The following is a 16948-nucleotide window of genomic DNA, read 5'->3' as shown; positions in this document are numbered from 1 at the left end:
AAAATGGTATAATCACTATGCAAGTCAAAAGAATAAATCTGATGATAAGCTTTATATAATATCTAAACCTAAAGTGTTTTTCTAAGGGTAAAGAAAATAAATATTTTTATATGTTTTATTTTGTATTTAATCCCATGCTTTAGGTATGGGATTTTTTATTGGAGGTATTATTGAAAGATATAATAAATAAGTTATATAATGACAAAATTTTATCAAGAGATGAATTTATATTCTTGATTGATAATATGAACGATGAAAACAGTAAATATCTTTTTGAACTTTCAAGAAAAAGAAGAGAAGAATATTATAAAAAGGATATATACATAAGAGGTCTTATAGAATTTACAAATTATTGTAAAAATGATTGCTATTATTGTGGAATAAGATGTTCAAATAAGAATGCAATGCGTTACAGGCTTTCAAAAGAGGATATTCTTCTTTGCGCAAAAGAGGGCTATAAATTAGGATTTAGGACATTTGTTTTGCAAGGTGGGGAAGACCCATATTTTACAGATGAAAGAATGGTTGAAATTATTTCTGCACTGAGAGAAAAATATAATGATTGCGCCATAACTTTATCAATTGGTGAAAAAAGTTATGAAAGTTATAAAAAGTATTTTGATGCGGGAGCAGACAGATATTTGTTAAGACATGAAACTGCAAATAAAGAACATTATATGAAACTACATCCAAGTGGCTTGTCGTTAAAAAACAGAAAAAAATGTTTGTTTGATTTAAAAGAAATAGGCTATCAAGTTGGAAGCGGAATTATGGTTGGTTCTCCATATCAAACCAGTGAAAATTTGGCAGATGATTTATTGTTTTTAAAAGAGCTTAATCCTCATATGGTTGGTATAGGTCCTTTTATTGCTCATAAAGATACACCGTTTAAAGATAAGAATAACGGAAGTTTCAAAATGACTTTATATTTACTTGGGATAATAAGGCTTATGTTACCTCATGTTTTACTTCCTGCTACAACGGCTCTTGCAACAATAGATAAAAAAGGAAGAGAAAAAGGGGTTTTAGCGGGAGCAAATGTTGTAATGCCAAATTTATCTCCAAAAGAAGTAAGAAATAAATATATGCTTTATGATGGGAAGGCAAATACAGGTGATGAGGCTGCGGAAAGTTTGGAACATTTAAGAAAAAGCATGAATAAAATAGGATACACAGTTGTAGTTGACAGAGGAGATAGTATCTTATTAGATAATTAATTTTAGTTATTAAAATAATTTATGTAGTTAAATTATTATTGATATAAAACATTTTATGAAAAGGAGAAATGTTATGGGTATAAAATATGATGTTATGTCACCAAAAGCAGAAGAATTCATAAATGATAATGAAATTATGGAAACTTTAAAATATGCTGATGAAAATAAACATAACGAAAAGTTAATCGATGAAATTTTAGAAAAAGCAAGAAAGAAAAAAGGACTTAGTCATAGAGAAGCTACTGTTTTGCTTGATTGCGATATTGAAGAAAAAAATGAAGAAATATTTAAACTTGCAAAGGAAATAAAAGAAGAATTTTATGGTAACAGAATTGTTACTTTTGCACCTTTATATTTGTCAAATTACTGTGTAAATGGATGTACATATTGTCCTTATCATTATAAGAATAAACATATATGCAGAAAAAAACTAACACAAGAAGAAATAAAAAGAGAAGTTATAGCTCTTCAAGATTTAGGACATAAAAGACTTGCTATAGAATCAGGTGAAGACCCTGTAAATAATCCTATCGAATACATACTTGAAAGTATAAAAACAATATATTCAATAAAACATAAAAACGGTTCAATAAGAAGAGTTAACGTAAATATTGCTGCAACAACCGTTGAAAACTATAGGAAATTAAAAGAAGCAGGAATAGGAACATATATATTGTTCCAAGAAACATATAACAAAGAAGCATATGAACAACTTCATCCTACAGGTCCAAAGCATAATTATGCTTATCATACGGAAGCAATGGATAGGGCAATGGATGGAGGAATTGATGATGTAGGTATTGGTGTTTTATTCGGACTTAACTTATACAGATATGATTTTGCGGGTATACTTATGCATGCAGAACATCTTGAAGCATATAAAGGGGTAGGACCTCATACTATTTCTGTTCCAAGACTTAGAAGAGCAGATGATATTGACCCTGATGATTTTGATAATGGAATTGATGATGATGTATTTGCTAAAATTGTAGCTTGTCTTAGAATTGCTGTTCCTTATACAGGAATGATTATTTCAACAAGAGAAAGTAAAGAATGTAGGGAAAAAGTATTGAATCTTGGTATTTCTCAAATAAGTGGTGGAAGTAAAACAAGTGTAGGCGGTTATGCAGATGATGAACCTGAAGAAGAAAATTCAGCACAATTTGAACTTAGTGATAATAGACCTCTTGATGAAGTTGTAGATTGGCTTATAGGAATGGATTATATCCCAAGTTTCTGTACTGCTTGTTACAGAGAAGGAAGAACAGGGGATAGATTTATGCAACTTGTAAAAAGCAAACAAATTGCAAATTGCTGTCAACCTAATGCAATTATGACACTTGCTGAATATTTAGAAGATTATGCAAGTGAAAAGACAAGAGAAGATGGTTATAAATTGATTGAAAAAGAAATTAAAAAAATTCCAAGTGACAAAATGAGAGAAGTTGTTGAGAGAAACTTGGAAAATATTAAAAAAGGACAAAGAGACTTTAGAGTATAGGAGAGAAAATGGGACTTAACGAAACTCCAAAGGCAAATAGAATTCATATAGGCATATTTGGAAGAAGGAATGCGGGTAAATCCAGTATAATAAATGCAATTACAGGTCAAGAACTTGCAATAGTTTCTGATGTTAAAGGAACAACAACGGATCCTGTCAGTAAATCAATGGAACTTTTGCCATTAGGTCCGGTAACAATAATTGATACACCTGGACTTGACGATGAAGGGATGCTAGGAAAGAAGCGTATTGAAAAGGCATATCAAGTGCTAAACAAAACAGATATAGCACTTCTTATTGTAGATAGTTCTTTAGGACTAAGCAGTGAAGATGAAGAAATTCTTTCTTTGATAAAAGATAAAAATATTCCATATTTGGTTGTAATGAATAAATCTGATTTGATTGAAACTAAAATAGAAGATGAAAATTATATTTATGTAAGCACTGTAACCAAAGAAAATATTAATGAGTTAAAAGAATTAATAGGTAAAATTGCTCCTAAAGAGAGTGAAAAAGTTATTGTGTCTGATTTAATCAATCCGTCAGATAAAGTAATTTTAGTTATTCCTATTGATAAAGCAGCCCCAAAAGGAAGGTTAATTCTTCCTCAACAACAAACAATAAGAGATATTTTGGATAAAGGTGCTGTTGCTATAATGTGTAAAGAAGATGAGTTAAAGGATACTATTTCTTTAATGAAAGAAAAACCTAAACTTGTTATTACAGATTCACAAGCATTTAAAAGAGTAGATTTAGATACTCCGAAAGATATTCCTCTTACTTCTTTTTCTATATTATTTGCAAGATATAAAGGCGAAATTGATATATTATTAAAGGGAGTAAGAAAAGTAAAAGAGCTTAAAGACGGCGATATTGTTTTAATAAGTGAAGGTTGCACTCATCATAGACAATGTGGAGATATCGGAAGTGAGAAGATACCTAAATTGTTAAAGAAATTTACAAATAAAGATTTAAAATTTGAATTTTCAAGCGGAACAGAATTTCCAAAAAATCTTGATAAGTATGCTTTGGTAGTTCATTGTGGTGGATGTATGTTAAATGAAAAAGAAATGAAACATAGAATTAGCTATACAAATAATCAAGGTTTGGAAATCGTAAATTATGGAATTCTTCTTGCATACTTAAATGGTATTTTACAAAGGGCGGTAGAACCTCTTTCAATAAAATTATAAAAAGGACTTTTAAGTCCTTTTTTGTTAACTGTTTTATACTATGTTAATAGAAATATTTATATTAATTTTATTGTTTGCATTAAATAAATATTAAAGTTATAATATAGAAAAATTTGGGTAATAAAAAATATAGAAAGATAGGTATATTATGTATAATTTACTTCCAAAAGAAGAAAGCAAAAATAGAATAGAAAAATTTTTAAATATGATGGATGAAAATGGTAAATGGGATAATGTTATTATTATAAATAGAATCCATCAATATTACTTTACCGGTACAATGCAGGATGCTCTTTTAATTTTTAATAACAAAACAAGAAAGCCATATTTGTTTGTTAGAAGAGACTATGATAGAGCAAAAGCAGAAGCAACTATTGATGACGTATATAAAATTAGATCTTACAAGGATATTGTAAAATATATTGGTAATGAATTATCAGATGTATATATAGAAATGTCACAAATGACAATGCTTGTATTAAACAGAATAAAAAAATATTTAAATATGAATAATATTTTTGATGTGGATAGAGTTCTTGATAAATTATTAAGCGTAAAAAGTGAATATGAACTTAATCTTATTAGAAAATGTGGACAAATTCATTCTAAAGCATTTAACGAAGTTGTTCCTAATATTTTAAAAGAAGGTCTAAAGGAAAAAGAATTTCAAGGAATATTATATAATGAAAAAATTAAACTTGGTTCACAAGGTGTTGTAAGATTTAAAGATCCTTATAATGAGGTTGCTTTGGGACAGTTTAGTTTTGGTAAAAATGCCCTTGTTAATACAAATCATGATGGACCGGGAGGAATGAGGGGATTAAATGCAGCTGTTCCTATTGTAGGCGGTGAATATGAGTTGAAAAAAGGAGATTTGGTTTTTGTAGATACTTCTCCTATGTTTGAGGGGTATCAAACTGATAAGACTCAAGTGTATAATTTTAAAGGTAAAGTAACAAATAAAGAAAGAGAACTTCATCATGAATGTATGGAAATTTTAAATAAAGTTTCTTCTCTTTTAAAACCGGGAAATAAGCCAAGTGATATTTATACTGAGATAATGAGTAATATTTCAAGTGAGTTAAAAGAAAACTTTATGGGATATAAAGATAGAAAAGTATCTTTTTTAGGACATGGTGTTGGAATGTTTTTAGACGGATATCCTGTTATTGCAAATGGATTTAATGAACCTTTAAAAGAAAATATGGTTTTGGCTGTTGAACCAAAATGTGGTGTTGATAATAGAGGTATTGTTGGTGTTGAAGAAACTTTTATTGTCTCTAAAGAAGGCGGAGAATGCATTACGGGTGGTGCAAGAGATATAATAGATATAATTTAAAACACTTTTAAAAAAGTGTTTTTTATGTATATAAAAATAAACTTATATATAAATAAAATTTTAATATATAAACTTTATTAAACGAATAATAATTATAAATATAGATTTATAAAACAAAAGGAAACGTTTGTATATTATTATTAATTAAAAAGTGTTTGCAAAATTCAATAAATTTAGTAAAATTAAAATGACATACTTTAGGAGGATGGATTTAATGAATGTAGAAAAAAACATAAAAAATTTAATGGAATATGATAAGGAATTAGGCAGAAGTATTCTTGAAGAATATCAAAGACAATGCAGAAATATAGAACTTATTGCTTCTGAAAATGTAGTTTCTCCTGCAGTTATGGCTGCAATGGGAACCGTTCTTACAAATAAGTACGCAGAAGGATATCCCGGTAAAAGATATTATGGAGGATGTGAATGTGTAGATAAAACAGAAGAAATTGCAATAGAAAGAGTATGTAAACTTTTTGGGGCAAAATATGCAAATGTTCAACCTCATTCAGGAGCGCAAGCCAACATGGCAGTTTATCAAGCTTTATGTAATGTTGGTGATACAGTTATGGGTATGAGTCTTGATAATGGTGGGCATTTAACTCATGGTTCACCTGTTAATCAATCAGGTCTTCTTTATAATATGGTGTCATATGGAGTAAATGATAAAACTCATATGATTGATTATGATGAAGTAAGGGATACTGCAAAAAAAGTAAAACCTAAAATGATTATTGCAGGTGCAAGTGCTTACCCAAGAGAAATTAGATTTGATTTGTTTAGAGAAATAGCTGATGAAGTAGGAGCTTATTTATTTGTGGATATGGCTCATATTGCAGGACTTGTTGCAGGGGGATGCCATATGAATCCTGTAGAATATGCGCATGTTGTAACAACAACTACACATAAAACATTAAGAGGTCCAAGAGGCGGTGTTATTTTAACAAATGATGATGAGCTTATTAAAAAACTAAATAAGGCAATTTTCCCAGGTACTCAAGGTGGTCCATTGATGCATGTAATAGCTTCAAAAGCTATCTGTTTTGGAGAGGCTTTGAAACCTGAATTTAAAGAATATGCAAAACAAGTTGTAAAAAATGCATCTGTTTTAGCTGATGAACTTATTAAAAGAGGTATTGATTTGGTTTCAGGAGGAACAGATAACCATTTAATGCTTGCTGATTTAAGAAAAGTAGGAGTAACAGGTAAAGAGCTTCAAAATAGACTTGATGATGTTTATATAACTGTTAATAAGAATACAATTCCTAATGATCCAGAGAGTCCTTTTGTTACGAGTGGTGTTAGAATAGGTACTCCTGCCGTTACTTCAAGAGGATTTAAAGAAGAGGAAATGAAAGAAATTGCAGAATTTATTTATTTAGCAGCTACTGATTTTGACAATAAAGCTGATTATATCAGAGAAGGAGTAAAAAACTTAACTGACAGATTTCCACTTTATTAATTATAAGGAGAGGGTAGAATGAAAAAAAGGGGGTTATTGGTTTTAGTAATAACTGTTTCTTTAGCATTATTTGTAGGATGTAGTATAAATATAAATTTAGGTGATGGGCAAAATCCAGATTCACAAAGTATAACATCTAATTCTACAACAGATAATCAAACAACAGAAAATACGAAATCAAGTGCAGATTTAGATGAAATAAATAAAGTTATTTCTTCTTATGAAAAAGAAGTTAATGAATTGGAAGATGTTGTTAATAATGCAAAAGCAGGAGACAGCAGACAAGATGATATTGAAAAGTTTTCAAGTATTTCGTCTAAAATAAAGGAAGTTGAAAATAAAATTGATATTTATGATGATGATTTGGAAATGATGTATGAAAATGGTTCATTAAGTCAAAGTGATTACAGGAATTTTGAAAAGAAACTTGATAGGCTGGATGATACACTTGATAATTACGAAGATAGAATTGAACTGATTTTTGGAATAGATGATTAAGAGAGGGAAACCTCTCTTTTTTTTGAATAAAAAATTATATTAGGTTAAAAATATTTAACGAGGTGAAAATATGTTAAAAAAATTACTTTATTCAATTTTTATTTGTTTTCTCATTAGTTCATTTGTTGGTTGTTCATCATCTGTATCAAATAGCAATAATGACGTAAATAATAATGATACTTTAATAAGAAGTGATAATGACATAGAAAGAATGGAAAATATAAATCAGATTGATACTTTGAAGAATGAAATAAAAAAGTTAAAAAATAAATTGGATGTAATTGATAAAAAAGAATATTCTGCATTAGAAAATGATGTAAAAGATTTAGAAGATAGACTTGATTTAATCGATGATGATTTGGAAATTTTATATGATAAAGATGCGATAACAAGAGATGTTTATTCAAAAAAAGAAAAGCAAATTTCTTATATGGAAGATACTTTAGAAAATATAAAAGACAAAATAGAAAAATATATAGATATTGATTGATATAGATATTTAAAAATAAAATGTTTTTTATATATAAAAAATTTAATAATTTTAATAATATGCGGTGAATAATTTATGAAAGTTTTGTGTTTTTTATATTTACTCTTTTTTTCTACATGAAATATTGGTACAATATTGATGTTCATGAAATTATTATAGAAAGAGAGTTTATTTATGAAGGAAAGACAAAACAAAAATAGTATTTTTAAAATTTTCTCTGTTATATTTATCATAGTTGCAATTTTTGATGCAATTATGGGATTATATTCTTTTATATCAACATTATCATCATATACTTCACAAGGATTTGAAATGGGTGAAGTATTAAAATATTTATTTAGTGCATTGTTCCTTCCATCTGTAATTGAACCATTATGCATTATAGGTGGTATAGGTCTTATTCTTTTGGGCATATATAGAATTTTAGAAAATAATATTGTTGAAGTTGTTTTTGATGAAGATGAAAATAATGAAAGCAGTGAAGAAAATATAGTTTATGAATCAGTTGTTGAAGAAGAAAATGTTGAAGAAACTGAAACAAGTGAAGAAAAAGAAAATGACGAAGTTTCAGAAGATATGGAAGAACAAGAAGAATCTACACAAGAACAAGAAGAGCCAAAAGAAGATGTTGTAGAGGAAGAAGAAACTGTAGATGAAGTTGTAGAAGAAAAAGAAGATGTTGTAGAAAATAATGAAGAATCAACTGAAGACAGCGAATCTACAGATGAAGAAGCTACCGAAGAAAAAGAAGAAGAATCTAAAGAAGATAATGAATAAATAAAATAACAGAGGTTAAAAGAGGCATATGTATGCCTCTTTTTTTATTTTATATGGCTATTTGTAAGGGATTTACATTGCAAAAATCATGAAAAAAATGTATAATAAAACAATTAATGGAATTGTTAAAAAATTAAGAAAAATGTATAAATAAAACATGGAGGAATAAACATGGCTTTATATGAAAAAACCGTATATCAATTAAGAGATATGCTAGATAAAAAAGAAGTCAGTGTAAAGGAAGTTCTTGATAGTTATATACAAAGAATAGAAGATACTGATGATAAATTAAATGCTTTTTTGACAAAAACTTTTGAAGTTGCTAGAAAAGATGCAGAAAAAAGCGAAGAAAGAATTTTAAAGGGAGAACCTTTAAGTTTTCTTGATGGTATACCTTATGCCCTTAAAGATAATATGTGTACAAAAGATGTAAGAACAACTTGTTCATCTAAGTTGCTTGAAAATTTTGTACCTCCTTATAGTGCTACTGTATACAAAAAACTTCAAAACAGCGGTGCATTACTTCTTGGTAAAGTTGATATGGATGAATTTGCAATGGGTTCATCAAATGAAAACTCAGCTTACCATACAGTAAAAAATCCTTGGGATACATCAAGAGTTCCGGGGGGATCTTCTGGCGCAAGTGCTGTTAGCGTAAGTGCATCACAAGCTGCTTTTTCTCTTGGTTCAGATACAGGAGGGTCAATAAGAACGCCTGCTGCTTTTTGTGGGGTAACAGGTTTAAAACCTACTTATGGTAGAGTTTCAAGATATGGACTTGTTGCTTTTGCTTCTTCTCTTGATCAAATAGGACCTTTTGGTAAAGATATGAAAGATGTAGCAAGTGTGCTTAATGTAATTGCGGGATATGATGAAAATGATTCTACAAGCATGAAAGTTGATGTTCCTGATTATACTTCTTTCTTAAGTGATGGTATAAAAGGTATGAAAGTTGGCGTTGATTATAGCCTTTTAGATGAAAACAAAATTGATAAAGATGTTTGTGATAATATAAAAAATGCAATTGAAACATTTAAAGAAATGGGTGCAGAAATAGTGGATATTTCTTTCGACTGTTTTGATTATGCAATACCTGTATATTATTTAATTTCTTCTTCTGAAGCATCGTCAAATCTTTCTAGATTTGACGGAATAAGATACGGAGTTAGAGAAGAAGGAGAGACTCTTGAAGATATTATAATAAATTCAAGAACAAAAGGCTTTGGCGAAGAAGTTAAAAAGAGAATTCTTCTTGGAACATATGCTCTTTCTGCCGGATATTATGATATGTATTATAATAAGGCTTTAAAAGTAAGAAGAATTATTAAAGAACAATATGATGAAATGTTTAAACAATGTGATATAGTTCTTACTCCTACAACAACAAGCGAAGCATTTAAAATAGGTGAAAAAAGTACTGACCAAACAAAGATGTATCTTGATGATATATTTACGGTTACTGCTAATCTTGCAGGAATACCTGCTGCTAGTATTCCATGTGGATTTTCGAAAAATGGTATGCCAATAGGTCTTCAAATTGCATCAAGAGCATTTGGAGAAGGTAATATTATAAAAGCCGGATATAATTATCAACAAGTAACTGATTTTCATAAAAATAAACCAAGTTTATAGGAGGTAAGAAATGAAAAATTATACTATGGTAATAGGGCTTGAAATTCATTGTGAATTAGGTACAAAAAGTAAAATTTTCTGTTCTTGCCCAACAGAATTTGGTGCCGAAGAAAATGCTCATGTATGTGAAAGATGTATGGGGATGCCTGGAACTCTTCCCGTACTTAATAAAAAGGTTGTTGAATATGCTGTAAAAGCAGGTTTATCTTTAAACTGTAATATTCAAAACTTTTCAAAATTAGATAGAAAAAATTACTTTTATCCTGACCTTCCAAAAGCATATCAAATATCTCAATATGATGAACCGATTTGTCTTGGTGGATATCTTGATATAACTAAGGAAAGCGGAGAAAAGAAAAGAATAAATATAACAAGAATTCATATTGAAGAAGATGCCGGAAAACTTATTCATGAAGATTATCAGACATTGCTTGATAATAATAGATGTGGGGTTCCTTTAATTGAAATTGTAACAGAACCTGATATCAGAACGGCGGAAGAAGCGTTATTATTTGCTGAAACAGTAAGAAACAATCTTTTAACTGTAGGAGTTTCTGACTGTAAAATGCAAGAAGGTTCTCTTCGTTTTGATGTAAACTTATCTGTTATGCCGGAAGGTTCAAGTGAATTTGGTACAAGAACAGAAATGAAAAATCTTAACTCTTTTAGATCATTAAAAAGAGCTATAGAATATGAATATAAAAGACAAGTTAGAGCCGTTGAAAAAGGTGAAGAAATAGTGCAAGAAACAAGAAAATGGGATGATGAAAAAGGGAAATCATTCTCTATGAGAAGCAAAGAAGATGCTCATGATTATCGTTATTTCCCTGACCCTGACTTAGTTCCTATTATCTTAACAGATGAAGAAATTGCAGAATATAAAGCTCAAATGCCTGAACTTCCTCAAGCAAAGAAAGAAAGATTTATGGAAGAATATTCTTTAAGTGAATATGATGCAAACTTCTTAGCAGGTTCAAGTGAAATAAGTAATTTCTTTGAAGAAGCAATAAAAGATACTAAAAACATCAAGTCTGTTGCCAACTTCTTAATGGGAGATATTTCAGCATACTTAAATAGCAATGAACTAGAATTTTCTGATATTAAATTTACTCCGGCAAATCTTGCTAAACTTATAAACCTTGTTGATAAAGGAGATATAAACTTATCTACTGCTAAAAAAGTTTTAAATGAAATGTTTGAAAGCGGTAAAGATGCTGAAGTAATAGTTGAAGAAAAAGGATTGAAACAAATGAACGATACAGGAGAAATCAAAGTTATCGTAGAAAAAATTCTAAATGATAATCCTCAAGTTGTTGAAGACTTGAAAGGTGGAAAGAAAAAAGCTGCAGGTTTTGTGGTTGGTCAAGTTATGAGACAAACAAAAGGAAAAGCTAATCCTGGTATTGTAAATCAATTAATTAATGAAATTTTAGGATTATAAAAAAGAGAGCTTTGCTCTCTTTTTTTATTTGTCTTTTAGCATTTCTCCAACGGCTCCGTAAGGATGGATTAGTTTAAAATCTTTATCTGTTATATTATTTATTTTCATAACGGTTGCACCAATTATATCAAGAACTATGCTTGTGCAGGTAGTTGACGATGTTGCAACCATATCTTTGTCATCCAGTTCTTTTAAGGAATCAAACATTATACAAATATCTGAATTCTTAGCTAAATAAGAATCCTTGTTTTCCGTTATTGCTATTATGTAGGCACCAAGTTTTTTAGCTATTGGAATGGAATGCATAAGTTCTTTTGTATTGCCGCTTTTGGAAATAGGTACAAATATATCATTCTCTCTTATTACTCCATATTCTCCGTGAAGTCCATTCATTACGTTTATTGCGATGGAGGGAATATATAGAAAATTATATATATTTGCTGCTCTAAAAGCTGCGGTGCTTGAAGATCCACATCCTGCAAATATTATATTTCCTTTGCAATTTGCAATTTTATTACTTGCTTTTTCAACTATTTCAAAATTTAAACTTTTTTCTAAATTGTTAACTGCATCGACTTCTCTTTTTAATAATTCTTTTATTGTATTTATATTATTCATAAAGATAACCTCCTTATGTTTTATTTTATCATTATCTTTATTTATTTAAAAGGTTTTTTATGCTTTATTTAGTAAAAATATTCAAATATATTATTGAAAAAAAGATAATAATGTTTTATAATATAATTGTAAATACATCATTACGAATTTTTAAAGGAGATTTTAATTATGAAAGCAGTTGTATTTAGAGGTCCGGAAGATTTTGGACTTGAAGAAGTTGAAACACCGAAATGTCCAAAAGGAGGAGTTTTAATAAAAGTTGAAGCAGTAGGACTTTGTGGTTCTGATGTTAGAACTTTTAGTTCAGGACACTTTGCGGTTACACCTCCTTATATTTTAGGACATGAGGCAGCAGGTGTTATTTGTGAAAGTGATAATGAAAATTATCCTGTTGGTGAAAAAATTGTTATAAATCCACTTGTTGGATTATGTGGTACTTGTTATTTCTGTACACATGGACTAAAAAATCATTGTGAAAATAAAATAACACTTGGTACAAATTTACCTGGAGGATATGCACAATATACAGCTTTACCAGAAGAATGTTGTACTGATGATACAATAGTTAAAATACCTAGTGATTTTAATGTTGATTTAATTCCTCTTGCAGAAACAACATCAAGTGTTTATTCTGTACAAGAATTTGCAAGAGTAAAAGAAGGGGACGATGTTGTAATTATGGGTGCCGGTCCTCTTGGAAATCTACATAGTGCTATTGCAAAAGCAAGAGGAGCAAGAAAAGTAATTATTTCTGAACCAAATGAATCAAGACTTGAAATGGCTCATAGATTTAAAACTACGGATGTATTTAATAATCCAAATAAAGAAACTTTGGAAGATTGCGTAATGAGAGAAACAGACGGTCACGGAGCTGATGTTGTTATCGTTGCATGCCCTGTTGGATCTGCTCAAGAACAAGCAACTCATCTTGTTAAACCAAGAGGTACTGTAGTTCTATTTGGAGGTCTTCCAAAAGATAATTGTAAAGTTCTTTTCGACAGTAACTTAATTCATTATAAAGAACTTAATGTAGTAGGCGGATTTGCTTATGCTCCAGAAGTATTTGCAAAAGCTGTTGAATTAATCGTTAATAAGAAAATTGATGCTACACAATTTGTAACTCATATTATGCCTTTAAAAGATATTAAAGAAGGTATTAAAGCAATTAAAACAGGGGAAGCAATAAAAGTAGTTTTGAAACCTTTTAATGAATAAAATTAATTAAAAATAAAAAAGATTGTTTTCGGACAATCTTTTTTTATTACAAAAAAAGTAATATTGACATATAATAAAATATGTAGTAAAATTCGACTAATAAATTAATATCCAATTTAACAGGTTTAGTGCCGGGCTTTATGCAACAGTTTGATATATCTGTGGGTTTCATGGATATATTTTTTATTTGGAGGTTATCATCATGAAAAACAATTTAACGGATAAGCAACTTGCAATGAAGGTATCTCTTTGGAGTATGATAGTAAATATATTTTTATCTATAATCAAGGTTGCAGTTGGATTCTTTGGGAAATCATCTGCCCTTATTTCTGACGGTATACACTCTCTTTCTGATGTGTTTAGTACTGTTGCTGTTATGATTGGGATAAATGCCTCAAGTAAAGAATCAGACACTGAACATAGATATGGACACGAAAGAATAGAATGTGTGGTTGGGATGTATTTATCGGCATTTCTAGCAGTCATAGGTTTTGGTATTGGGTATGACGGAATAATAAAAATTATTAATCACAGTACAATAGCCGTTCCTTCAAGCATAGCTTTATATATAGCAGTTTTATCTGTGGTTGTAAAAGAAATGATGTTTAGAGTTACAATGCGAGCAGGAGAAAAAACAGGCTCTACTGCACTTAAAGCAGATGCTTGGCATCATAGGTCTGATGCTTTATCCTCAATAGGTAGTTTTGTCGGTATTTTGGGAGCAAGGTTAGGGTTTACAATACTTGACCCTATTGCATGTATTTTAATTTGTTTAATGATTTTTCAAGCTGCTTATGAAATAGGTAAGGATTGTGTAGATAAAGTGGTAGATAAGTCTTGTGATGAAGATACTGTTAAGGATATGGTTGAAGTTATAAAAAATATTGATGGGGTTTATTCAATAAAGGATATAAAAACGAGACTTTTCGGAAGTAAAAAATATGTTGATATTATAATTTATGTAGACGGAAAGTTATCAGTATATGACGGGCATGCAATAGCAATGAATGTTCATGAAGCAATTGAAAAAGAATTTGAGGGAGTAAAGCATTGTATGGTGCATGTTGATCCTATTTTTATAAATTAAAATTTTTAACTTTTGTAATTTTTTAATTACAAAAGTTTTTTGTTCATTTATGTATAAAAAAAGTAAAAAAAACCTTTATTTCTCTTGATTTTTCTTCTTATTATGGTATACTTATGATTGCTAAAGGCAAAAAAGCCTTTTTTTAATGTTGCAAATTTGTTCTTAATAATGATGTGGACTCCATTATAGAGAGTGATTTGCATCGAAGTTTTATATTTAGTCCTGTAGATATAATTCTTCACCAAGTAATACAGCGGAGGTTGTAAATAATGAGAGTAAAAGTAACACTTGCATGCGAAGAGTGTAAACAAAGAAACTATAATACAATGAAAAATAAAGACAATCCAAAAGAAAGATTAGAACTTAAAAAGTATTGTAGATTTTGCAAGAAACATACTAATCATAAGGAAACAAAATAAGGAGTATGGTTATGGCAAAAAGTAAAAAAAATGCTAAAGCCACAAAGAAAAAAGAATTTTTTCTTTTAAGATGGATAAAAGGTATCTCTGAATTTTTTAGAGGGGTTAGTGTAGAACTAAAAAAAGTTACATGGCCAACTAAAGATGAACTTATAAAGCAAACAATTGTTGTAATTGTTATTTGCGGAATACTTACAATATTTATTTGGGGTTTAGATACTGTTTTAGGATTATTAAGAGGTCTTTTGTAGTAGGTAAAAATTATGAGTGAAAATGTTAAACAAATTGAAAGTGATAGCACTAAAGCACTTTGGTATGTAGCACATACTTATTCAGGATACGAAAACAAGGTTAAAGAAAATATTGAAGCTGCAGTTATTCGTAGGAATATGTCTGATGTTATTGAAGAAGTTGTAGTGCCTATGCATAAAGTTGAAGAAACAAAAAACGGAGAAAGAAAAGTTGTTGAAAAGAAAGTATTTCCCGGATATGTTTTGGTAAAAATGTACATGACTGATGATGCTTGGTATATCGTAAGAAATACCAGAGGTGTAACAGGATTTGTTGGGCCAGCGTCAAAACCAGTACCTTTAACGGAAGAAGAACTTAGAAATCTTGGCATAATTGAAAAAGAAACAGTGACGACAGACCTTAAGGTTGGAGATGAAATTGAAGTTTTATCCGGACCTTTTGAAAATTATACCGGTATTATCGAAGAAGTAAATATCGATAAAGCAAAATTAAAAGTTAATATATCTATGTTTGGCAGAGAAACACCTGTTGAATTGGATTTTGAACAAGTAAGAAAATTTTAATTGAAAGAAAAGTAGGAGAATAAAAAATGGCAAAGAAAATTGTTGGAATGATAAAATTACAAATTCCTGCTGGAAAAGCTACACCAGCACCACCAGTTGGTCCTGCACTTGGTCAACATGGTGTAAATATCATGGACTTTTGTAAAGCATTTAACGCAAAAACAGAATCACAAGCCGGTCTTATAATTCCGGTTGTAATCAGTGTATATCAAGACCGTTCATATACATTTATTACAAAAACTCCACCAGCTCCAGTATTAATTAAAAGAGCTATCAACCTACAAAAAGGTAGTGGAGAACCTAACAAAAACAAAGTAGGTAAAATTACTAAAGATCAAATTAAAGAAATTGCTGAAATGAAAATGCCTGACTTAAATGCTGCTAATATCGATACTGCTATGAGCATGATCGAAGGTACAGCAAGAAGTATGGGTATTACTGTAGAAGAATAATAACTGGTTATTTATCTCGTATATATGTGGGAGAGGTAAATAAGTATTTAAATTGTAACCACACAGGAGGATATATATTAATGAAAAAAGGTAAAAATTATCTTGCAAAAAAAGAAATGATTGAACAAGGTAAATTATATGATGTAAATGAAGCTGTAGCATTAGTTAAAAAAATGGCAACAGCTAAATTTGATGAAACAATTGAACTTCATGTTAAACTTGGTGTTGACTCAAGACATGCTGACCAACAAGTTCGTGGTGCTATTGTTCTTCCTCACGGAACAGGAAAAACAGTTAGAGTTTTAGTATTTGCTAAAGGTGAAAAAGCTGAAGCTGCTAAAGCTGCTGGTGCTGATTATGTTGGAGCAGAAGAATATTTGGACAAAATTCAAAAAGAAGGCTGGTTCGAATTTGATGCAGTTGTAGCTACACCTGATATGATGGGTGTTGTTGGTAGATTAGGTAGAGTTCTTGGACCTAAAGGTTTAATGCCTAACCCAAAATCTGGAACTGTTACATTTGATGTTGATAAAGCTGTAAATGAAATCAAAGCAGGTAAAGTTGAATACAGACTTGATAAATCAAACATTATTCACGTTGCTATTGGTAAAGCAAGCTTTGGTGAAGAACAAATCGAAGAAAACTTCAATGTTTTAATCGATGCTATCAAGAAAGCAAAACCTGCTGCAGCAAAAGGACAATATTTCAGAAGTGTTACTTTATCAAGCACAATGTCTCCTGGAGTAAAACTTTCTGTTGCAAAATTCTAATTAATATAGTATAATATATTAG

At 29.8% G+C, this 16948-nt stretch carries 18 protein-coding genes; 17 read left to right on the top strand and 1 reads right to left on the bottom strand.

Annotation, left to right across the window (positions count from 1 at the left end):
* Nucleotides 1-170 precede the first annotated feature (170 nt).
* The 10 genes from hydE to gatB all read left to right on the top strand — a co-directional run bounded on the left by hydE (nucleotide 171) and on the right by gatB (nucleotide 11550).
* Nucleotides 171-1217 (top strand): [FeFe] hydrogenase H-cluster radical SAM maturase HydE, encoded by a 1047-nt coding sequence (gene hydE, locus M6G78_RS06680; protein ID WP_138269552.1) that lies wholly within the window; start codon nucleotides 171-173, stop codon nucleotides 1215-1217.
* A gap of 73 nt (nucleotides 1218-1290) precedes the next feature.
* Nucleotides 1291-2718 carry a [FeFe] hydrogenase H-cluster radical SAM maturase HydG gene (gene hydG, locus M6G78_RS06675; protein WP_138269551.1) on the top strand — a complete coding sequence of 476 codons (1428 nt, stop codon included), beginning with the start codon at nucleotides 1291-1293 and terminating at the stop codon, nucleotides 2716-2718.
* A gap of 8 nt (nucleotides 2719-2726) precedes the next feature.
* Nucleotides 2727-3911 carry a [FeFe] hydrogenase H-cluster maturation GTPase HydF gene (gene hydF, locus M6G78_RS06670; RefSeq protein WP_138269550.1) on the top strand — a complete coding sequence of 395 codons (1185 nt, stop codon included), beginning with the start codon at nucleotides 2727-2729 and terminating at the stop codon, nucleotides 3909-3911.
* A 148-nt stretch (nucleotides 3912-4059) separates the two neighbouring features.
* Nucleotides 4060-5250 (top strand): Xaa-Pro peptidase family protein, encoded by a 1191-nt coding sequence (locus M6G78_RS06665; RefSeq protein WP_253229962.1) that lies wholly within the window; start codon nucleotides 4060-4062, stop codon nucleotides 5248-5250.
* Between the two features lie 214 nt (nucleotides 5251-5464).
* On the top strand, nucleotides 5465-6712 hold the full coding sequence (gene glyA, locus M6G78_RS06660) for a serine hydroxymethyltransferase (RefSeq protein WP_253229961.1): 1248 nt from the start codon (nucleotides 5465-5467) through the stop codon (nucleotides 6710-6712).
* A gap of 18 nt (nucleotides 6713-6730) precedes the next feature.
* Nucleotides 6731-7210: a hypothetical protein gene (locus tag M6G78_RS06655; protein WP_138269547.1), complete on the top strand. Its 480-nt coding sequence runs from the start codon at nucleotides 6731-6733 to the stop codon at nucleotides 7208-7210.
* 70 nt (nucleotides 7211-7280) lie between these two features.
* Nucleotides 7281-7700: a hypothetical protein gene (locus M6G78_RS06650; protein ID WP_253229960.1), complete on the top strand. Its 420-nt coding sequence runs from the start codon at nucleotides 7281-7283 to the stop codon at nucleotides 7698-7700.
* Between the two features lie 174 nt (nucleotides 7701-7874).
* The gene (locus tag M6G78_RS06645) at nucleotides 7875-8477 is read left to right on the top strand and encodes a hypothetical protein (RefSeq protein WP_138269414.1); all 603 of its coding nucleotides are present in this window, start codon (nucleotides 7875-7877) and stop codon (nucleotides 8475-8477) included.
* Nucleotides 8478-8648: 171 nt separating this feature from the next.
* Nucleotides 8649-10109, top strand: coding sequence for an Asp-tRNA(Asn)/Glu-tRNA(Gln) amidotransferase subunit GatA (gatA, locus tag M6G78_RS06640; RefSeq protein WP_138269415.1), 1461 nt, complete (start codon nucleotides 8649-8651; stop codon nucleotides 10107-10109).
* 10 nt (nucleotides 10110-10119) lie between these two features.
* The gene (gatB, locus tag M6G78_RS06635) at nucleotides 10120-11550 is read left to right on the top strand and encodes an Asp-tRNA(Asn)/Glu-tRNA(Gln) amidotransferase subunit GatB (RefSeq protein ID WP_253229959.1); all 1431 of its coding nucleotides are present in this window, start codon (nucleotides 10120-10122) and stop codon (nucleotides 11548-11550) included.
* Nucleotides 11551-11574: 24 nt separating this feature from the next.
* Here gatB and M6G78_RS06630 read toward each other — a convergent pair whose 3' ends face one another.
* The gene (locus M6G78_RS06630; RefSeq protein WP_253229958.1) at nucleotides 11575-12168 is read right to left on the bottom strand and encodes an SIS domain-containing protein; all 594 of its coding nucleotides are present in this window, start codon (nucleotides 12166-12168) and stop codon (nucleotides 11575-11577) included.
* 168 nt (nucleotides 12169-12336) lie between these two features.
* On the opposite strand from M6G78_RS06630, the gene M6G78_RS06625 reads away from it, so the two are divergent.
* The 7 genes from M6G78_RS06625 to rplA all read left to right on the top strand — a co-directional run bounded on the left by M6G78_RS06625 (nucleotide 12337) and on the right by rplA (nucleotide 16926).
* A complete protein-coding gene (locus M6G78_RS06625; protein ID WP_253229957.1) occupies nucleotides 12337-13383 on the top strand; it encodes an alcohol dehydrogenase catalytic domain-containing protein in 1047 nt (348 codons plus the stop codon).
* Nucleotides 13384-13585: 202 nt separating this feature from the next.
* Nucleotides 13586-14470, top strand: a complete 885-nt coding sequence (locus M6G78_RS06620; protein WP_253229956.1) for a cation diffusion facilitator family transporter — start codon at nucleotides 13586-13588, stop codon at nucleotides 14468-14470.
* A gap of 269 nt (nucleotides 14471-14739) precedes the next feature.
* Nucleotides 14740-14889: a 50S ribosomal protein L33 gene (gene rpmG / locus M6G78_RS06615; protein WP_007049596.1), complete on the top strand. Its 150-nt coding sequence runs from the start codon at nucleotides 14740-14742 to the stop codon at nucleotides 14887-14889.
* An 11-nt stretch (nucleotides 14890-14900) separates the two neighbouring features.
* Nucleotides 14901-15140, top strand: a complete 240-nt coding sequence (gene secE, locus M6G78_RS06610) for a preprotein translocase subunit SecE (RefSeq protein WP_253229955.1) — start codon at nucleotides 14901-14903, stop codon at nucleotides 15138-15140.
* Between the two features lie 12 nt (nucleotides 15141-15152).
* Entirely contained in the window at nucleotides 15153-15704 is a 552-nt protein-coding gene (gene nusG, locus M6G78_RS06605) for a transcription termination/antitermination protein NusG (RefSeq protein WP_138269421.1), read from the top strand.
* Between the two features lie 26 nt (nucleotides 15705-15730).
* Nucleotides 15731-16156 (top strand): 50S ribosomal protein L11, encoded by a 426-nt coding sequence (gene rplK / locus M6G78_RS06600; protein ID WP_138269422.1) that lies wholly within the window; start codon nucleotides 15731-15733, stop codon nucleotides 16154-16156.
* Between the two features lie 80 nt (nucleotides 16157-16236).
* Nucleotides 16237-16926, top strand: a complete 690-nt coding sequence (gene rplA / locus M6G78_RS06595) for a 50S ribosomal protein L1 (protein ID WP_138269423.1) — start codon at nucleotides 16237-16239, stop codon at nucleotides 16924-16926.
* Nucleotides 16927-16948 lie beyond the last annotated feature (22 nt).

Origin of the sequence: Anaerofustis sp. NSJ-163 (genome assembly GCF_024135845.1) — a bacterium.
Classification (GTDB): Bacteria; Bacillota; Clostridia; order Eubacteriales; family Anaerofustaceae; genus Anaerofustis; species Anaerofustis butyriciformans.
The sequence above is the reverse complement of the archived record's forward strand: the minus strand, read 5'-3'. Positions and strand labels throughout refer to the sequence as shown.